This window comes from Pseudomonas sp. P5_A12 (genome assembly GCF_056400685.1).
On the sequence record NZ_JBFUKU010000032.1, the window covers coordinates 1 to 18,656 of the forward strand.

General features: G+C 56.5%; 16 protein-coding genes and 1 pseudogene. 9 read left to right on the forward strand and 8 right to left on the reverse strand.

The window, feature by feature from the left end; genetic code table 11:
• Positions 1-590 (forward strand): glycosyltransferase family 4 protein (locus AC1DSG_RS07135; protein ID WP_477790253.1); only part of this gene is annotated, 590 nt, incomplete at its 5' end.
• On the opposite strand, the gene AC1DSG_RS07140 is transcribed toward AC1DSG_RS07135, so the two are convergent.
• The 4 genes and pseudogenes from AC1DSG_RS07140 to AC1DSG_RS07155 form a co-directional block, all read right to left on the reverse strand.
• Complete coding sequence (locus AC1DSG_RS07140; protein ID WP_477790254.1) at positions 577-2,238, reverse strand: hypothetical protein; 1,662 nt, start codon at positions 2,236-2,238, stop codon at positions 577-579. The two genes, AC1DSG_RS07135 and AC1DSG_RS07140, sit on opposite strands and share 14 nt — an antisense overlap.
• Entirely contained in the window at positions 2,235-3,146 is a 912-nt protein-coding gene (locus AC1DSG_RS07145) for a glycosyltransferase (RefSeq protein ID WP_477790255.1), read from the reverse strand. The genes AC1DSG_RS07140 and AC1DSG_RS07145 overlap by 4 nt, the downstream gene beginning before the upstream one ends.
• Positions 3,136-4,551: a lipopolysaccharide biosynthesis protein gene (locus AC1DSG_RS07150; RefSeq protein ID WP_477790256.1), complete on the reverse strand. Its 1,416-nt coding sequence runs from the start codon at positions 4,549-4,551 to the stop codon at positions 3,136-3,138. The genes AC1DSG_RS07145 and AC1DSG_RS07150 overlap by 11 nt, the downstream gene beginning before the upstream one ends.
• Before the next feature lie 134 nt (positions 4,552-4,685).
• Positions 4,686-4,990: pseudogene (locus tag AC1DSG_RS07155) on the reverse strand (transposase); the annotation flags it as partial.
• A gap of 164 nt (positions 4,991-5,154) precedes the next feature.
• Between AC1DSG_RS07155 and AC1DSG_RS07160 the strand changes: the two are divergent.
• From AC1DSG_RS07160 to fabF, 3 genes are all read left to right on the forward strand, one after another.
• On the forward strand, positions 5,155-5,490 hold the full coding sequence (locus AC1DSG_RS07160; protein WP_477790257.1) for a ComEA family DNA-binding protein: 336 nt from the start codon (positions 5,155-5,157) through the stop codon (positions 5,488-5,490).
• Between the two features lie 205 nt (positions 5,491-5,695).
• Positions 5,696-6,490 (forward strand): SDR family NAD(P)-dependent oxidoreductase, encoded by a 795-nt coding sequence (locus AC1DSG_RS07165; RefSeq protein WP_477790258.1) that lies wholly within the window; start codon positions 5,696-5,698, stop codon positions 6,488-6,490.
• A 32-nt stretch (positions 6,491-6,522) separates the two neighbouring features.
• Positions 6,523-7,797, forward strand: a complete 1,275-nt coding sequence (gene fabF, locus AC1DSG_RS07170) for a beta-ketoacyl-ACP synthase II (protein WP_477790259.1) — start codon at positions 6,523-6,525, stop codon at positions 7,795-7,797.
• On the opposite strand, the gene AC1DSG_RS07175 is transcribed toward fabF, so the two are convergent.
• The 4 genes from AC1DSG_RS07175 to rfbC all read right to left on the reverse strand — a co-directional run bounded on the left by AC1DSG_RS07175 (position 7,794) and on the right by rfbC (position 11,138).
• A complete protein-coding gene (locus tag AC1DSG_RS07175; protein ID WP_477790260.1) occupies positions 7,794-8,351 on the reverse strand; it encodes a TetR/AcrR family transcriptional regulator in 558 nt (185 codons plus the stop codon). The genes fabF and AC1DSG_RS07175 overlap by 4 nt on opposite strands.
• A 292-nt stretch (positions 8,352-8,643) precedes the next feature.
• Positions 8,644-8,811, reverse strand: coding sequence for a DUF2897 family protein (locus tag AC1DSG_RS07180; RefSeq protein ID WP_008017828.1), 168 nt, complete (start codon positions 8,809-8,811; stop codon positions 8,644-8,646).
• Positions 8,812-8,935: 124 nt separating this feature from the next.
• Positions 8,936-10,300, reverse strand: coding sequence for an ethanolamine permease (gene eat / locus AC1DSG_RS07185; protein WP_477790261.1), 1,365 nt, complete (start codon positions 10,298-10,300; stop codon positions 8,936-8,938).
• 292 nt (positions 10,301-10,592) lie between these two features.
• Positions 10,593-11,138: a dTDP-4-dehydrorhamnose 3,5-epimerase gene (gene rfbC, locus AC1DSG_RS07190; protein ID WP_310333705.1), complete on the reverse strand. Its 546-nt coding sequence runs from the start codon at positions 11,136-11,138 to the stop codon at positions 10,593-10,595.
• 265 nt (positions 11,139-11,403) lie between these two features.
• Here rfbC and kdpF point away from each other — a divergent pair, with 265 nt between their 5' ends.
• The 5 genes from kdpF to AC1DSG_RS07215 all read left to right on the forward strand — a co-directional run bounded on the left by kdpF (position 11,404) and on the right by AC1DSG_RS07215 (position 18,649).
• Positions 11,404-11,493: a K(+)-transporting ATPase subunit F gene (gene kdpF, locus AC1DSG_RS07195; protein ID WP_007899818.1), complete on the forward strand. Its 90-nt coding sequence runs from the start codon at positions 11,404-11,406 to the stop codon at positions 11,491-11,493.
• Between the two features lie 8 nt (positions 11,494-11,501).
• Positions 11,502-13,196 (forward strand): potassium-transporting ATPase subunit KdpA, encoded by a 1,695-nt coding sequence (gene kdpA, locus AC1DSG_RS07200; RefSeq protein WP_477790262.1) that lies wholly within the window; start codon positions 11,502-11,504, stop codon positions 13,194-13,196.
• 11 nt (positions 13,197-13,207) lie between these two features.
• Positions 13,208-15,265, forward strand: coding sequence for a potassium-transporting ATPase subunit KdpB (kdpB, locus tag AC1DSG_RS07205; protein WP_477790263.1), 2,058 nt, complete (start codon positions 13,208-13,210; stop codon positions 15,263-15,265).
• 54 nt (positions 15,266-15,319) lie between these two features.
• On the forward strand, positions 15,320-15,865 hold the full coding sequence (gene kdpC, locus AC1DSG_RS07210) for a potassium-transporting ATPase subunit KdpC (protein ID WP_477790264.1): 546 nt from the start codon (positions 15,320-15,322) through the stop codon (positions 15,863-15,865).
• Between the two features lie 132 nt (positions 15,866-15,997).
• Positions 15,998-18,649, forward strand: coding sequence for a DUF4118 domain-containing protein (locus AC1DSG_RS07215; protein ID WP_477790265.1), 2,652 nt, complete (start codon positions 15,998-16,000; stop codon positions 18,647-18,649).
• The last annotated feature ends 7 nt before the right edge of the window (positions 18,650-18,656 follow it).

Genomic DNA, 18,656 nt, shown 5'->3' on the forward strand with positions numbered 1-18,656 from the left:
ATCGTACCCAAGCAAGTCTCCCTCTCGAGCCCTACATCCTATTCATGGGAAGACTAGCGCCTGTAAAAGGACCTGATCTACTGCTTCAAGCCTATCTCGCTACTCCGGTTGCGCAAGCTTATCCAATAGTTTTCGCTGGACCTGATTTTGGCATGCAGAGTGAATTGCAATTATTATTCGCAGATAGCGCTCTCACGAATAAGATTCATTTCATTGGTTTCCAGGATGAGACCCAGCGAAACGAAGCTTATCAACACGCGTTGATGTTGGTTATCCCGTCCCGATCAGAAGCAATGTCCCTCGTTGCCCTCGAGGCGGGTATTGTTGGCTTGCCGTTGCTACTGACTGATACCTGCGGGTTCGACGAGGTACAAGCGATTGATGGGGGATGCGTGGTCGAGCCCACTGTCGTTGGAATCAGTCAGGGGCTCGAACTCATGCTTTCTGATGTTGGCGATCTAGCTAACAAAGGCAATCGTCTCAAAACGTACATCATCGATCACTACAGTTGGCAGGTTATTGCCACTGGAATGATCGAGTATTTTGACGGACGTATAGGCGTGGATAAAATTCGAACTACGATGTCGTAGCCTTAGAAGTCCTCATGGTTGTCTTGTCAAGTATCAGTTTAAGCACGAGTAAGCCAACCAGGAATGCTGAAAGTTCTAAAATAAAGAACCAGAAAGCTTTCGGGAAATTCATCTGGACGGCGAGGTAAGCTATTGCAATGCCTACTGTTGCATTGGTCATGGCATTGTTTAGAAACTTTCTTGTGGCCAGTTCGATGCTGTAACCGATAAAGAAAAGAATCATGATGCCCGCGAAAAGTACAAGATGGCTACCGCTATAAAAGAGTACCGCGATAGGGCCTGGAATAGTCATAAAAGTGAAATTCTCATAGCGTGCATACTTCGCATCGGACATACGCTGGAAGATTGCCTGAGTACCCTTTGCCGGATCTTCCTTTAGCCCCTCCGTTAATAGCCGGATGCTTAGACTTTGGTTGCTCGTCACTGCTAGCACGCCTTCGACGCCGACCCAGCGATCAACTATTAGCTTGCTTACTTCCTTAGCTATCCGATTGATCTTCTGTTCGGGGGTTAGGGGGGGCGCGATATAGGGTATTTGAGCCTGACTAGGCATCAACGTTTTTTCGGAAGGTTCGAGCGTGTTCTTGGAAGCGGTATCTGCATTACCTGAAAAAACTGCGTTACCTGCGTTACCTGCGTTACCTGCGTTACCTGCGTTACCTGCGTTACCTGCGTTACCTGCGTTACCTATGTTATTTGTGTTGTCCGTATTATCTGTGTTATCTAGATTTGCTTGTTCCTTCATCAACGTTGCTTCCGTAACGGGTATCGCTTTGGTAAAGGATGCCAATCGGTCAGTTGAAACAGCAAGAAGTGAAAATACGAACAAAAGTGCCGTGGCACCAACTATTTTTATCCAGTCTGGTTTCGATAGGTGCCAGCCTAGACGTTTGCCTTGAAACAGGTAAATTACGAATGGAACCGCAACATGCAGAATCATTTGCGCCCGGCTACCCATGGAAATAGCGGTTAGCGCACCTTCAATAATAACAATATAAAAAAGTGTGCGTGGGGCAAGTGTGCCGTTTGCGACCATCCAGTAAGCTAGAGTTGAAAGAGCAATTACATTGCCCCAGGCGACCATGAACGCCGCCACCACGTAGATGTAACTATTTAATTTTAAAGTCGGCTCGTAACCAATTTTCAAAATTGAAAAATAGTAATTGAATATCAAAAGCCCTGTGGTGAATAGGACCATTAATGCCAGGAGTGGAGGTAAAAACCTGGAGTTTACTATGTTGTTCTTGAATTCGATTCGGTCTTTGGCTTTGAATGCTACAGAGTAGTAGCAAAGGAGCAGGGTGCCGAACGCAGTGATCAGTACCGTAACGGCCTTGTCCCAAGCTGCCGGGGACTCATCGAAACCACCTATCGGTTCGATAAAGTCGTTACCCAGGAATAAGTGCAAGACAATTTTTGCCCAGCAGCCGAGTGTCAGAAAACAAAATAGAAAGAAACTGAAATAACTATTTGYACGATTGACAAGCGTGGCATGTACCATCGCAATAGACAGGGCGCTATACGCAATAAATAAAATCTTTGTTCCCGGATAATAAAAGCTTGCGCCGATACTAATCATCAGGACCATGGCGAGGATCGATAATGTGATTGGTTTTCGTACCATAAAGCTTTCCGGGATTATTTTCATTTTTTCACCGAGCTGTTTTTATAGATTCCAATGACGTAGCTGATCATCTTGCGAGAAAAAATCGATGAGGGGTGCAGCGTAGCAGCGCGAGCCATTCTTTTAAAAGAGATTGCGTATCGACCAGAAAAACCGTGCATGAATCCAGAGAGCATGAGTGCGTTGGCCGTGGCTCTTTTCTTCCAGCGTAAGTAAGGTTTCGGCAAATCAGCACTGTTAAAGAAGCTCTCAATCACTTGGACCGGCTCGTCTGATCTCTGGGCCGTGGATCTATTATAGGTAGTCGAGCCAGAATGAATACGGAAGTCTGCCAGAGCTTCAGGGACCCTGATGAACGGGCCGCGTTGGCAAAGGCGTAAGAAAAAATCCATATCCGGAATGATCCTTAATGCAGTGTTCCAATCACCCACTTGTTCCCATGTCGATCGTTTGAACAATGCGCCTGGGCCAGGTAAACACTGAAAATTTGCGACAAGGAGTTCGCTGGAAAAGTCAGGAGCATTAATGGTTCGGACATAGGACGAGTTTTCGTCGATTACGCAAAAATCAGGGTACGCCAACACTGTTTCTGGCGACGACTGCATGAGCGAAACGATTTTTTCGATGGCCGTCGGGTGCAATCTATCGTCGGCGCTAAGGTAACCCAATAAATCTCCAGTACTTTGCCTCCATCCGAAGTTCATCGCGGAGCTCTGTCCGGCATTCTCTTGTCGAAAATGCAAAAAATCGTCCGGAAGGCTTTTCAGCAGATCGGACGTATCATCAGTCGATCCATCATCCACAACAATCAGCTCGATATTTTGATAGGTCTGCTTTTTGACGCTGTTAATCGCATCCAATACATATCGACCGGTATTGTATGTCGGTATGACGATGCTGACCTTTGGTAGGTTCAGGGTTTTATCTGTCATGCGGAGTCTCTTTGCGAAAGTAGGCGCGAGCGAATTGCGTGAATGATTTGTAGTCTGCAGTTGTTTTCAGGCCGAATATCCGACGTACGTAGTAAATCATCAGAGTGGACTGGATGATGCTGCCAGCGCTGTAGACGAGAACCAGCCCTATAATTCCATAAAAAATGATCGCCACACTTCCACCGACAATCATAAGAACACCACTTACGACTGAGATTTGCATCGCGATATTTTGTTTTTGTAGCATGACCAATGCCATGCCAGCGGTACCCGCATACGTCTGAACCACTTGCGCGATACCTAGAATGATGAATATATAGTACGCCTGTGAGTATTCTTCGGGCCACGTTTTCGAAATAATGAACTTGCCGGCAGCGGCGAATAGTATGTAGCCGAAGATCGCCATTCCTGTCGCAGCTCCGGCGCCTATCCCCATTACTTTTTGAAGGTAGCGTCTTTTGTTGCGCACCCATATACGACCGATTGATGGCGCAATGACGGTGTTGATGACGGCCAGAGGTATCAAAACCAATGCAGCAAGTCGTGACGCTAAGCCGTAAATTGCGACGTCTGCCGTACTGCCAAAATACGCAATGATCCACAAGTCGGCTTGAGCAACGATGAACAGCACACTTGTTGTTGTAACGTTAGGCAAAGTTTGTCGGAGTATCTCTGTATAGCTGATGGGCTGGATGATTTGACCAACATGTGCTCTATACCATCGCCACAATGAGTAACCCCCAAGCAATGCGGTACATAGAACACCGGATATTCCTGCCAGAAGCAACACGTCAAGCGGTAACGTCAATTTCGACTGCCAGGCAATGATTACGGTGGCAGCGCTCGCGGTACCTGCCCCCACAACCAGAAAACTGGCTTGGACAAAGTGGCCCAATACTCGATGCTGTTCAGATAGTAAGGTTACCAGGGCAGCCAGTACCATACTGATTGAAATCAGTGGCGCGAGTGTTTGAAGTGCTCCCACTAACTCTGAATCTGATAATTTATTCAGCAAGTGAAGGGTTAGCCAGAAGCTAAAGGCGAAAGTGGAAGCTGCTAAACCACCAATTAACAAGGTTCGAAGTAATGTTTGCTTTATTCGGCCATTATCTTTAACACCCATCGCTCTCGAAATAATGGCTGGAGAGGTAATGCTCAAACCCAACTGACCCAATGTTGCAAGTGCCGCTATTATCGATTGGCAAAGAAAAAATAAACCAACCGACTCTTGTTTCATTGTGAGCGGCAATAAAATTCCGGTCAGGGCCCCTGTGCCAAGTAAGAGAAACCGGCCAATAATTGCTGCAGCACTTGCCGCTAACGGAGAGGATAGCGCACTGATAGATTTCTTTGCAGCCATGTGGTGAGTTCGCAGGGAAGACAGGAGGCGGTCGGCGATTTTCACGGTTTTTCAATGCCCTGTCTACGGGCACCTTCGCTCAGAGCTGAGGGATGTACAACACATCCTGATTTTTTTTTTGATGGTCCAGGGCTCTCCGTTTTTAGGGCGCGTTGATAGCGAATTGCAGCGAGTATGACATTCACCGCACTCTTCCAGCCATGGGCTGCCCGGCCCCGGTTCGCGGTGATTTTTTGTAGTGCCAGCCAAATCAAACTCGTGGTTGCAACGTCAGTCGGGAACTCTCCGCTTGTCTTAATAGTCTTGGGCGACTGGGCATTGATACTCTCGATGGCTTTAGGTGTGTCGATCATTTTTCGTAGGGCAGGCGGGAAAACGAAAAACGGGATGACTCGATTAAAGACGCGTTTTCATACCGCGGCTACCGTTGGATATTGCGTGCTTCAGGTCCGGTGTCATCCGTGGCTAGCGCTTGCTCGGCGTGAGTGCCAGATAGAGCCCCTAAAGGCTGTCGATCGCACCCATCCCTGTCTTCATTTATTCATATTCTGTAACGTACATACTTTTGACAGTTCCATCCCATCGCCTAAATTTGGAAGGCAGCTTCGGAAAAGCTGCTTTCTAAAACGATGTCATGGAGCTTCAATTATGCGTACTGGCTATTTCTACTCTTTGGTTTTTGCCCTGCTCACCAGCGCTTCTGTTGCCACAATTGCGGCACCTGTGGCGAAACCYGAAGGGGGCAATGCTCCTCTGGTGCTGGAGGTTTCCCCTAAAGCGCAGTCTGGCAAAATCGATCTCAATGAAGCTGATGCTCCGAMCCTGCAGCGTGAGCTGGCAGGTATCGGAGAGGCCAAAGCCAGGGCGATTGTTGCTTATCGTGAAAGTAATGGGCCATTTTCATCGGTAGACGAACTGCTGGAAGTGAAGGGGATCGGTAAAGCGATTCTGGACAAGAACCGCGAAAAGCTTCAGGTGAACTAAGCTTGTAACTCAACGCCAGGGGCCGGTCATTGACCGGCCTTTTTGCATTTTGGCGACAGGGTAGTACAGCGCCTTTCATCGGCTAACGGAAAATTATGCCTATCATATATCGCGTATATTATGCCTATAATTCGTCTGTCATTCTCTGACGTGTACCTATATTGAAGACGCTCACTCCCCTCAGACATCTCCCAGGAGCACAGCCATGACTTCCACCCAGTCCCAAGGTACGGCCCTCGTCACAGGTGCATCTTCCGGTATCGGTGCGATTTACGCTCAGCGGTTGGCCGCGCGTGGTTTTGATTTGTTGTTGGTTGCTCGTGACGAACAGCGGCTTGAGGCGGCAGCGACCAAATTGCGCGCCGAGCACGGCGTTCAGGTGGAAGTATTCAAGGCAGACCTGACACAAAAGGATGATGTGCTGAAGATCGAACAGCGGCTTCGCAGCGATTCGAGTATCAGTCTGTTGCTGAACAACGCGGGCGTTTCCGCGGATGGCCTGCTGGCGAATTCCGACATGGAGCAACTTGAAAAGCTGATTCAACTGAACGTCACGACGGTCACGCGCTTGGCATCTGCGGCAGCCGCCAGTTTTGCCAAGGCTGGCAGGGGCACGATTATTAATATCGGTTCGGTGGTTGCGTTGTTCCCCGAGCGTTTCAACGCCACTTATACCGCTAGTAAGGCGTACGTTCTGAGTCTCACCCAGTCGTTGAACGCCGAGCTCGATGGCACAGGTGTCAAGGTTCAAGCCGTATTGCCTGGCGTTACACGTACCGAAATTTGGGAGCGTGCCGGTATCGATATCAACCAGCTTCCAGCTGACATGGCCATGGATGCAGGTGAAATGGTCGACGCGGCGCTCTCGGGTCTGGACCTGGGAGAGCTCATCACCATTCCTTCGTTGCCGGATGCCGGCGAGTGGGATGCTTTCGTTGCTGCGCGTCATGTCATGGCGCCGAATCTTTCCAAAAGTACGGCCGCCGCACGTTACAAATGAGGCGCCTTCCATCGGCTTGAGGTATTTGCGACATGAGTGATCGTCGAGTAGTTGTCACCGGCATGGGCCTGGTGTCTCCGCTGGGTAGCGGTGTTGAAGCTGTCTGGGAGCGTTTGCTGGCGGCGCGTTCCGGGCTGCGTAAATTACCTGAAGAGGTGGTCGCCGATCTGCCGGCCAAGGTTGGCGGCGTGGTACTCACCGTGGCGGAAGATCCCGAGGCGGGTTTTGACCCGGATCGGGCAACATCCCCCAAGGAGCAGAAGAAGATGGACCGCTTCATTCTGTTTGCCATGGAGGCAGCGCGGCAGGCATTGGAGCAGGCTGGTTGGCAAGCGCTGGACCCGCAAGCCCAGGAACGCACGGCAACCATTATCGGTTCCGGGGTCGGTGGGTTCGGTGCGATTGCCGATGCGGTACGCACCACCGACAGCCGTGGACCTCGGCGGCTGTCGCCCTTCACCATTCCGTCGTTCCTGGTCAATCTCGCGGCGGGTCATGTGTCGATCCAGCACGGATTCAAGGGCCCGTTGGGCGCTCCGGTGACGGCGTGTGCGGCCGGGGTGCAAGCGATTGGTGATGCGGCGCGGCTGATTCGTTGTGGCGAAGCGGATATTGCGGTGTGTGGCGGCGCGGAGGCAGCGATCGATCGGGTCAGTCTTGCCGGGTTCGCGGCGGCGCGTGCCTTGTCCAGTGGTTACAACGAAACCCCTGAGCGGGCTTCTCGGCCGTTCGACAGTGACCGCGACGGCTTTGTGATGGGGGAGGGCGCGGGAATTCTGGTGATTGAATCCCTGGAGCATGCCTTGGCGCGCGGAGCTCAACCGTTAGCCGAGTTGGTTGGATACGGCACCAGTGCCGACGCCTTTCACCTGACTGCGGGCCCCGAAGATGGTAGCGGTGCGCGCCGGGCGATGTCGCTGGCGTTGGCGCAGGCCGGTATTTCAGCGGCTCAGGTGCAACATCTGAATGCGCACGCGACGTCGACGCCGGTTGGCGACCTCGGCGAGTTGGCCGCGATCAAGTCGTTGTTCGGTTCGGACAATAAGGTGGCGGTGACGTCGACCAAATCGGCGACAGGGCATCTGCTTGGAGCAGCCGGCGGGATTGAGGCGATCTTCACGTTGTTGGCGATTCGCGATCAGATCGTGCCAGCCACCCTGAATTTCGATAATCCGGACCCCGCGGCGCAAGGCGTAGACATTGTCCATGGTCAGGCGCGGCCATTGGCTATCGAATATGCGTTGTCCAATGGCTTCGGGTTCGGCGGAGTCAATGCCAGCGTATTGTTCAAGCGCTGGCAGAGTTAGCCTTGGGGTTGTTTAAGAAACGCGCGTGTTACGTCGAGAATCCGCTGGGCCAGTTCCTGGTTCTCGACGCTGCGCGATAACAGCAATGCCCCGACCAGTGCGGACATGATGACGATGCTCTGGTCCGCAGCATCCTCGCCTTCAAGGGTGTCTTCTATTTGTTGGAGCCGTGCTTTCAGTACTACGTCTGAGGTCGGACTTGGCTGACCGCGCAACCCCAGTTCCGAAGACATGGTCGGCAACGGGCAGCCTTCGTGAGGTGAGGTCTTGTGCCATTCGGACAAATAAGCGTCGATGAAGGCATCCAGTGGGCGATCCTGGGCGAACAGCTCGGCACATACCGCCTCGACCTGATCGCCGGCCGCTTGCAGTGCCTTTTCAACCAGTTCGTCCTTTGACTTGAAGTGCGAGTAAAAGCCGCCGTGGGTCAACCCCAGCGCCTTCATTAGTGGTTGCAAGCCAGTCGCGCCAATACCATCACGGCGAAATCGCGCTGAGGCTTCCTTTATTATGCGATGGTGGGTCTGGGCTTTATGGTCCTGCGAGTAACGCATCTGAAATCTCCGCAACAATGCGCCATCTTAACCAATGAAAATAAGATGGTGATTGTACTTCTACCTCTAAAAAGCATGCAGATGCGTCTAACGGTGCTCTAAAAGCCTCAAAGACTTGTCAGAAATAATGACTACTCCTCTAATTAAGTTTATTGAGCAATCATAAGGCGAAGTACATCAGCCACGGAAATTTCTTGGCCGACATGACGCTGGTAGAGAAAAATCAGGCATTTGCCTACAACGTCAGATAAACAAAACCCTGTCATTCACTGAGAATGACAGGGTTTTTGGGTTAGCGGTCCTTCGCTTCCTTGGCATCCATTTCCGCATTGCGTTCAGCGACGCGTTTACGTTGCTCATCGGTCAGTTCGACCTTGTTGGCCGTGTCGCGCAACATCATCAAACCGCCAACAATCGAGCCGATTGCAACGACCAGAATCAACCAGGCATACCAGGGCATAGGGCTCTCCTTGAGGGCAGGCCGATTGACGGAGTTCGCCAATCGATCGTGCATACCACTTTGAGCGATGGGTTTTCGCAGTGGTTCCATTCTATGCCTGATAGGCCAAACGCACCTGAGCTGTTTATAGCCCGGTCAACATCGCGTCCGCCGGAGCGTCGGCGCGCAATTGCGCGGTCAGCAGGAAGTACACGAAACCCACCGCCATGAAGCCGAGGAAGATCAGCCCTATCAAGGTATTGAACCAGGCCATCGCCACCAGGCACACCACTGCCAATAACAGCGCGATCAACGGCACCAGCGGATAGCACGGCGCACGGAACGTACGCTCCAGGTTTGGTTCGGTTTTTCGTAGCTTGAACAGGCTGAGCATGCTCATGATGTACATCACGATGGCGCCGAACACCGCCATGGTGATCATGGCCGCTGTCAACGTCATACCGCCGAGGTTGATCAAGCCGTCACTGTATATCGCCGCGATACCGATCACACCGCCAACGATGATTGCTCGGTGCGGCGTCTGGAAGCGTGACAGTTTGGCCAGGGAGGCCGGCAGATAACCGGCCCGGGCTAGCGCGAAGAACTGGCGCGAGTAGCCGAGAATAATCCCGTGAAAACTGGCCACCAGGCCGAACAGGCCGATCCATACCAGCATGTGCAGCCACCCGGAGTTTTCACCGACCACGGTTTTCATTGCTTGCGGCAGTGGATCGTTGATGTTCGACAAGGTACGCCAGTCGCCCACGCCGCCGGCAAAGAACATCACGCCCATGGCTAGCAATACCAGTGTCAAAATGCCGCTGATGTAGGCCTTGGGAATTGTCCGTTTTGGATCCTTGGCCTCTTCGGCGGCCATGGCGGCGCCTTCGATGGCGAGGAAGAACCAGATGGCGAACGGAATGGCCGCGAACATCCCGGCAATCGCCGGGGCGCCAAATACATCGGAGCCGGCCCAGCCATTCAGCGCGAAGTTGCTGAAGCTGAACGCCGGGGCAACTACGCCCATGAACACCAGCAGTTCGGCCACAGCCAGTACGCATACCACCAATTCGAAAGTCGCTGCGAGTTTCACCCCGAGGATGTTCAAGCCCATGAACACAATGTAGGCACCGACAGCCGCGTGTTTGGGATCGAGCGCGGGAAACTGCACGTTCAGGTACGCCCCAATTGCCAGGGCAATCGCGGGCGGCGCGAAGACGAATTCGATCAGCGTCGCCAACCCGGCAATCAGCCCGCCTTTTTCTCCGAACGCGCGACGACTGTAGGCAAAGGGACCGCCGGCATGGGGAATCGCCGTGGTCAGTTCGGTGAAGCTGAAGATGAAGCAGGTGTACATGGTAGCGACCATCAACGAGGTCACCAGAAAGCCCAATGTGCCCGCGACGCCCCAGCCGTAACTCCAGCCGAAATACTCACCGGAAATCACCAGCCCGACGGCAATGCCCCACAGGTGCAGCGTGCCGAGTGTGGGTTTGAGTTGTGTGTTCATGCAGTTGCCCCCTGAACGGTTTGGAATTGCTCGGGGGAGGGCGTGTGCAGTGGGCGTGCCAGTGTTGTGATGGCAGTCGTAAAGCGCAGAAAGACGTCGTATCGGGGATGTTCGCAGCTGAGTGTGCGATTTTTCTGCGCCAGTTGGGGGCAATGTTTACAGTTGTGCCGCTATCGCGAGCAGGCTCGCTCCTACAATTGATCTCGGTACGCCATAGATCTACTGTAGGAGTGAGCCAGCTCGGAATGACGGCGATATCATTACGGCGCCTGATGGGCGCAGATGCTGGAATTCAGGAAAAAACCTCAGCGTCCTTGAAGTACGCTGCCGCTTGGTCCTTTGCCGACAGTTGCGGTGCTTCGCTCAACTGCCAATCGATGGCCAGGTCCGGGTCATTCCAACGGATACTGCGTTCGGCGGATGGGGTGTAGTAGTCGGTGGTTTTGTAGAGAAACTCGGCGAAATCACTCAACACCACGAAACCATGGGCGAAACCTTCCGGAACCCAAAGCTGACGATGGTTCTCTGCGGACAGGCGTACAGCAACCCATTTGCCGAAATGTGGCGAGCTGCGGCGGATATCCACGGCAACGTCGAGTACTTCACCGACGGTTACACGAACCAATTTGCCTTGGGTGTTTTCCAGTTGGTAGTGCAGGCCACGTAACACGCCTTTTTGCGAGCGCGAATGATTGTCCTGAACGAATTTAGTATTCAGGCCAGTCGCATCTTCAAAAGCCTTGGCATTGAAGCTCTCATAAAAGAAACCTCGCTCATCACCAAATACCTTCGGTTCGATGATCAGAACACCGGGCAGGTCGGTGGTGATTACATTCATGGGGGAATTCTCCAGTTGTAGGCATCAATTGCCGACATTCTTGCTCAAAGTGCACGCCGAAGCGAGTGGCAGATTTGGAAACTAACCCAGCATGTCGAGTTTGATTGGCCATTCGAGCAGCAGGTGTTACTGCCGTAACGAAGCCATAACCCCACTCTTTACGCTTTCTTTATGCCCAGCCAACCCCCTTGATCTCGTTCCTTTACAGCCTCCCTGCCGACAATGACTCCACACGCGGCAATACGCCGTAATAGGGAGAACTTCCATGAGCGTTCTGGACGGAGTGTCACTGCTGCTGGCAGTGGGGCTGTTCATTTATCTGTTGGTTGCGCTGTTGCGCGCGGACCGGAACTAGGAGCGGCTATGCACAGTTATGACTATTGGCTGATCCTCGCTTTTTTCGCGGTGGTGTTGGTCCCGGCGCCGTTTCTCGGGCGCTTCTACTACAAGGTCATGGAAGGTCAGCGCACTTGGCTGACACCGATTCTCGGACCGGTGGAGCGCGGCTGTTATCGCGCGGCCGGCGTTGATCCGCAGGTCGAACAGAGCTGGCAGAAATACACCCTGGCCTTGCTCGCCTTCAACCTCTCGGGCTTCTTGCTGTTGTTCGCGATCCTGCTGTTTCAGGATCACTTGCCGCTGAACCCGCAAAACCTGCCGGGACAGGAGTGGACGCTGGCGTTCAATACCGCCATCAGCTTCATGACCAACACCAACTGGCAGGCGTATAGCGGTGAAGCCTCGCTGAGCTATTTGAGTCAGATGGCCGGTCTCACCGTGCAAAACTTCGTCAGCGCCGCCACCGGCCTGGCGGTATTGGTTGCGCTGTGTCGCGGTATAGGTCGCAAGTCGACCAAGACCCTCGGCAATTTCTGGGTCGACATGACCCGCGCCACCCTCTACGGCTTGCTGCCGCTGTGCCTGTTGCTGGCGCTGTATCTGGTCTGGCAAGGCGTGCCGCAAACCTTCGCCCAGTACGTGAATGCCGTGACGATGCAGGGCGTCGATCAGGTGATCCCGCTCGGCCCGGCCGCCAGCCAGATTGCGATCAAGCAACTGGGCACCAATGGTGGTGGCTTCTTCGGCGTCAACTCGGCACATCCGTTCGAGAACCCGACGGCGTGGAGCAACCTGTTCGAGATGGCCTCGATCATCTTGATCCCGGTCGCCCTGGTGTTCACCTTCGGCCATTACGTCAAAGACCTGCGTCAGAGCCGCGCGATCATCGCCTGCATGCTGGCGCTGTTTCTGATCGGCGGCGCGACCTCGCTGTGGGCTGAATACCAACCGAACCCGACCCTGAACAACATCGCCGTCGAACAGACCGCGCCGCTGGAAGGCAAGGAAGCGCGCTTCGGCACCACCGCCACGGTGCTGTGGTCGGTCACCACCACCGCTGCGTCCAACGGCTCGGTCAACGGCATGCATGACAGCCTCAACCCGCTGAGCGGCATGGTTGCGATGATCAATATGATGGTCGGCGAAGTGATCTTCGGCGGTGTCGGGGCCGGGCTCTACGGCATGTTGCTCAACGTGTTGATCGCGGTGTTCCTCGCCGGCCTGATGATCGGCCGCACGCCGGAATACCTCGGCAAGAAACTGCAAGCCAGGGAAGTGCAACTGCTGGTGGTGACGTTGCTGGTGATGCCGGTCGGTGTGCTGGTGCTTGGTGCGATTGCCGCAAGCCTGCCCGGCCCGGTCGCGGCGGTGAGCAACCCTGGCGCCCACGGTTTCAGTCAGTTGCTGTACGCCTACACCTCGGCCAGCGCCAACAACGGTTCGGCATTCGGCGGCTTCGGTGCCAACACCGCGTTCCACAACCTGATGCTTGGGCTTGGCATGTTGATCGGTCGCTTCGGCTACATCCTCCCGGTACTGGCATTGGCCGGCAGCCTGGCGATGAAGAAAGCCGCGCCTATCGGCCAGAACAGCTTTCCGACTCACGGCCCGCTGTTTGTGACCCTGCTGACCGTGACCATTTTGCTGGTGGGTGGTTTGACCTTTCTGCCGACATTGGCGCTGGGTCCGATTGCTGAACACTTGAGTATGGGCTTCTAAGGAGTTATTTGATGAATATGCCCGCAATCAAACCGGTCTCGGTCAAGGCGCCGGAACAACCGAAAACCGCGATTTCGGCCCTCTGGCGCCCCGCGCTGGTGCAAGCCTTCGTCAAGCTCGACCCTCGGCAATTGCAGCGTGCGCCGGTGATGCTGGTGGTCGAACTGACCGCCATCCTGACCACCGTGTTGTGCTTCATTCCCGACAGTGCCGTTCCGACCTTTGTCGCCGCGCAAATCGCGCTGTGGCTGTGGTTCACCGTGCTGTTCGCCAACTTCGCCGAGGCCTTGGCCGAAGGTCGCGGCAAGGCTCGCGCCGACAGCCTCAAGGCTGGCAGCGAAGGCTTGAGCGCTCGTCGCAAAACGGCCAACGGCACGTTTCAGGTGGTGCCGGCCACCTCCCTGCGCAAGGGCGATGTGGTTCGCGTCGAAGCGGGGGAAATGATCCCCGGTGACGGCGAGGTCATCGAGGGCATTGCAGCGGTCAACGAAGCGGCGATTACCGGTGAATCCGCGCCAGTGATTCGCGAGTCCGGCGGCGACCGTTCGGCCGTCACCGGCAACACTCGCCTCGTTTCCGACTGGCTGCTGGTGAAGATCACCGCCAACCCCGGCGAGTCGACACTGGACCGCATGATCGCCCTGGTCGAGGGCGCCAAACGCCAGAAAACCCCGAACGAAGTCGCACTCGACATCCTGCTGATCGGTCTGACCCTGATCTTCCTGCTGGTGGTCGTCACCCTGCAACCGTTCGCCCACTTCGCCAACGGCAGCCTGCCGCTGGTGTTCCTGGTGGCGTTATTGGTCACGCTGATTCCGACCACCATTGGCGGTTTGCTGTCCGCCATCGGGATCGCCGGGATGGACCGTCTGGTGCGGTTGAACGTGATCGCCAAGTCCGGTCGTGCCGTGGAAGCAGCGGGGGACGTGCACGTCCTGCTGCTGGACAAGACTGGCACCATCACCTTCGGTAACCGTCGTTGCACCGCGGTTCATCCTGCACCGGGCGTCACCGCTCGCGAATTGGCCGAGGGTACCTTGTTTGCCTCGCTGGCTGATGACACGGCTGAAGGTAAATCCATCGTCGAGTACTTGCGCGGGACTCAACCACAACCTGAGCCCGCCACCGAGTTGCTGACGGCGGTACCGTTCAGCGCCGAAACCCGCCTGTCCGGTGTCGACTATCAGGGCCGTGTGTATCGCAAAGGCGCAGTGGATTCGTTGCTGGCCTTCGTCGGCCTGAAACGTGCCGACCTGGCCGCGCCGCTGTCCCGGGAAATCGACAAGATTGCTCAGAGTGGCGGCACTCCGTTGCTGGTCTGCGCCGACGGCAAATTGTTGGGCGTGATTCATCTCAAGGACGTGGTCAAACCCGGCATCCGTGAGCGTTTTGCCGAACTGCGCAAACTGGGGATTCGCACGGTCATGGTGACCGGCGACAACCCGCTGACCGCTGCCGCGATTGCCGCCGAAGCGGGCGTCGATGACGTGCTGGCCGAAGCCACGCCGGAGAAAAAACTGGCGCGCATCCGTCACGAGCAAAACGACGGTCGCCTGGTCGCCATGTGTGGCGACGGCGCCAACGACGCGCCGGCGCTGGCCCAGGCGGACGTAGGGATGGCAATGAACGACGGCACACAAGCGGCACGCGAAGCGGCGAACATGGTCGACCTCGACAGCGACCCGACCAAGCTGTTGGACGTGGTGCAGATCGGCAAGGAACTGCTGGTGACGCGCGGTGCGTTGACGACCTTTTCCATCGCCAACGATGTGGCCAAATACTTTGCGATTTTGCCGGCGCTTTTCGCTTCGATCTACCCGCAATTGGGCGTGCTGAACGTCATGCACCTGACAAGTCCGCAGAGCGCGATTCTCTCGGCAATTGTCTTCAACGCCTTGATCATCGTCGTGCTGATTCCACTTGCCTTGCGCGGCGTACGGGTGCAGGCCGCGAGTGCGGCGGCGTTGCTGCGGCGCAATTTGTTGATCTACGGATTGGGCGGGATTGTGGTGCCGTTCGTGGGCATCAAGGCGATCGACATGCTGTTGACCGCGTTGCATCTGGTTTGACGCCATCCAACACGGTGCACCTGATATTTGTTATCCGAATTCGAGGATTTAGAAATGACCAAACTGATACGTCCGGCCCTGAGCCTACTGGTCCTGATGACCCTGATCACCGGCGTCGCCTACCCCTTGGTCGTCACCGGTGTCGCCCAGGTCGCGTTCCCGGATCAGGCCAATGGCAGCCTGGTGCGCGATGCCGACGGCAAGGTCCGTGGCTCGTCGCTGATTGCCCAGGATTTCGTCGGTGATGCCTGGTTTCATCCACGTCCCTCCGCCGGCGCCTTCGCCACCGTGTCGAGCAGCGCGAGCAACCTGTCGCCGAGCAACCCGGCGCTGGCCACTCGGGTAATCGACGATGCCAACAAATTGCTGGTGCCGGGGCAGGGGCCCGTGCCATTGGCCATGGTGACCACCTCAGGCAGCGGGCTCGATCCGCACTTGCCACCGGCTGCGATTGCCTATCAACTGGCGCGAGTGGCCGCCGCGCGTCATCTGCCGGTGGCGACCCTTCAGCAAATGCTGGATGCGCACATCGAACAGCCGTTGGTGGGGCCGCCGGTGGTGAATGTGCTGGCACTGAATATCGCACTGCAAAGCCTGTAGAACGGTGGTGCTGTCAATCGCGAGCGGGCTCGCTCCCACAGGAGAATGCATTCCAAAATGTGGGAGCGAGCCTGCTCGCGATGACGGCATAGCAGTCACCACACCAACATCTGAATGAAGAGATCCCCAAGCATGAGCGATTCCGGCCGCGCCGACGCGCTGTTAGCAGACCTGCCCCGCGATGGCCGTGGCCGGCTCAAGGTTTACCTCGGCGCCGCGCCCGGTGTCGGTAAAACCTACGCCATGTTGCAAGCCGCTCACACCCAACTGCGCCAGGGCGTGAAAGTCATCGCCGGTGTGGTCGAAACCCATGGCCGCGCCGAAACCGAAGCGCTGCTCGGTGGCTTGCCGCAACAGCCGTTAGTGCGCTCGGAATACCGTGGCGTGATGCTCGAAGAAATGGACCTCGACGGCTTGCTCGCGGCCAAACCGAAACTGGTGCTGGTGGATGAACTGGCCCACAGCAATGCCCCTGGCAGTCGCCACGCCAAGCGCTGGCAAGACATTCAGGAATTGCTTGCCGCCGGCATCGACGTCTTCACCACCGTCAACGTCCAGCACCTCGAAAGTCTCAACGATCAAGTGCGCGGCATCACCGGCGTGCAGGTTAGGGAAACCCTGCCGGACTGGGTGCTGCAAGAAGCCTACGAACTGCTGCTGATTGACCTGCCACCGCGCGAACTGCTTGAGCGTTTGCGCGACGGCAAGGTCTACGTGCCGGAGCAGGCGCGGGCGGCCATCGACGCGTTTTTCACCCAGACCAACCTGACCGCCCTGCGCGAGATGGCGATGCAAACCGCCGCCGCTCAAGTCGACAATGACCTGGCTCAGGGGTATCGCCAACTCGGTCAAGCGGCGCCCGCGGTGCGCGGACGCCTGTTGGTCGGTGTCGATGGCGATGCGCAGGCCGAGCGTCTGGTGCGTCATGCCAGTCGCGTCGCCCAGCGTCGGCACTTGCCCTGGAGCCTGGTGCATGTCGACAACGGCAGCGTGCGCGACGAGCAATCGCGCCTGCGCTTGCAGAGTGCCCAACAATTGGCCGAACGCCTCGGTGGCGAAGTGGTGTTGTTGCGCGCTGGAGAGGTGGCGAAAACCCTGATCCAGCACGCCGCCGAACGCCGCGCCAGTCTGGTGCTGGTCGGCCAGTCCCGGCAGCGTCTGCGTCGGCGCTTGTTCGGCGGTGGTTTGGCGTCACGCCTGCTGCGTGATGCACGCGGGCTGGAAATCAACGTCCTCGACAGCGATCTCCTGCCGCATCAACCGCGCCAGCGTTCGACGCAGTCGCTGGTGTGGTTCGATTACGCGCTGGCGGCGGTGGCGACGGTGTTGGCCAGTGCCTTGGCCTGGGGTGTGGCGAGCATTTTGCCGCTGCCCAATATCTCGCTGGTGTTCCTCGCCGCCGTGTTGCTGGTGGCGGTGCGCAGTAGTCTCGGCCCGGCGCTGGCCTGTGCGGCGCTATCGTTTCTGACCTACGACTTCCTGTTCATTCCGCCGAATTTTTCCTTCGCCATCCAGCGTGAAGAAGACGTGCTGACCTTGCTGTTCTTCCTGCTGATGGCGGCGCTCACCGGCAACCTCGCGGCCCGGCAACGCCGGCAATTACAGGCGCTGCGTGACACTCAGGAAGAAACCACCGAGCTGCTTGACCTGTCGCGCAAACTGACGGCCGCCACCGACCGTCAAGCCGTGGTCAGCGCCGCCGCCCAGCACCTCAATGGCTGGAGTGACTTGCAGTTGTGCCTGCTCAATCAAGACGGGCAGGGTTGCTGGAAAGTTGAAACCGGCGGCCCACTAGAGTTTTCCGAAGCTGAACGCGCGGCCGCCGATTGGGCCTGGCAACACGATCAACCGGCGGGCGCGGGCACCGGCACGTTACCGTTGGGGCGTTGGTGGTGGTGGCCGTTATCGGTGGACGACGGGCCACTGGCATTACTCGGAGTGTGCGCTAAAGAAGGCCAGACATTAAGCGGCCAGCGTCGGCGTCTGTTGACCGCGTTGAGTCAGCCGCTGGCCCAGGCGCTGGCCCGTGCACAACTGGCCGAAGACCTTGAAGCGGCGCGACTGCACGGGGAAACCGAGCAACTGCGCAGCGCACTCCTGGCCTCTGTGTCGCACGACTTGCGCACGCCACTGACGTCCATGCGCGGCAGCATCGACAGCCTGTTGGCCCTCGGCGAGGCCATCCCGATGGAGGATCGCCGCGAACTGCTCGAAGGCACACGGGATGAAGCCGAGCGCCTGGATCGCTACATCCAGAACCTGTTGGACATGACCCGCCTCGGCCACGGCGCGTTGAAGCTGGCGCGTGATTGGGTGTCGCCGGCCGACATTGTCGGRAGTTCACTCAACCGATTGCGCGCCGTGCTGGCGCCGCTGCAGGTCAGCACCGACGTGCCCTCGGAGTTGCCGCTGCTGTTTGTCCACGCGGCGCTGATCGAACAGGCACTGGTCAACGTACTGGAAAACGCCGCGCGATTTTCACCGGCCCATGGGCGGCTGCAATTGCGCGTCGGGGCCGATGACCGCGAGTTGTTTTTCTCGGTGAGCGATGAAGGGCCGGGCATTCCGCAGGAGGAACGGGCGAAGATTTTCGATATGTTCTACACCGCCGCCCGCGGTGATCGGGGCGGGCAGGGCACGGGGCTCGGGTTGGCGATTTGTCAGGGAATGGTCGGTGCGCATGGCGGGCGGATCAGCGTCGCCGACGGCATCGAAGGACGCGGCACTTGTATCTCGCTTCACTTGCCGTTGCAGGAACAACCTGCCTTTGACAGTGAACGCTGAAAGTGAA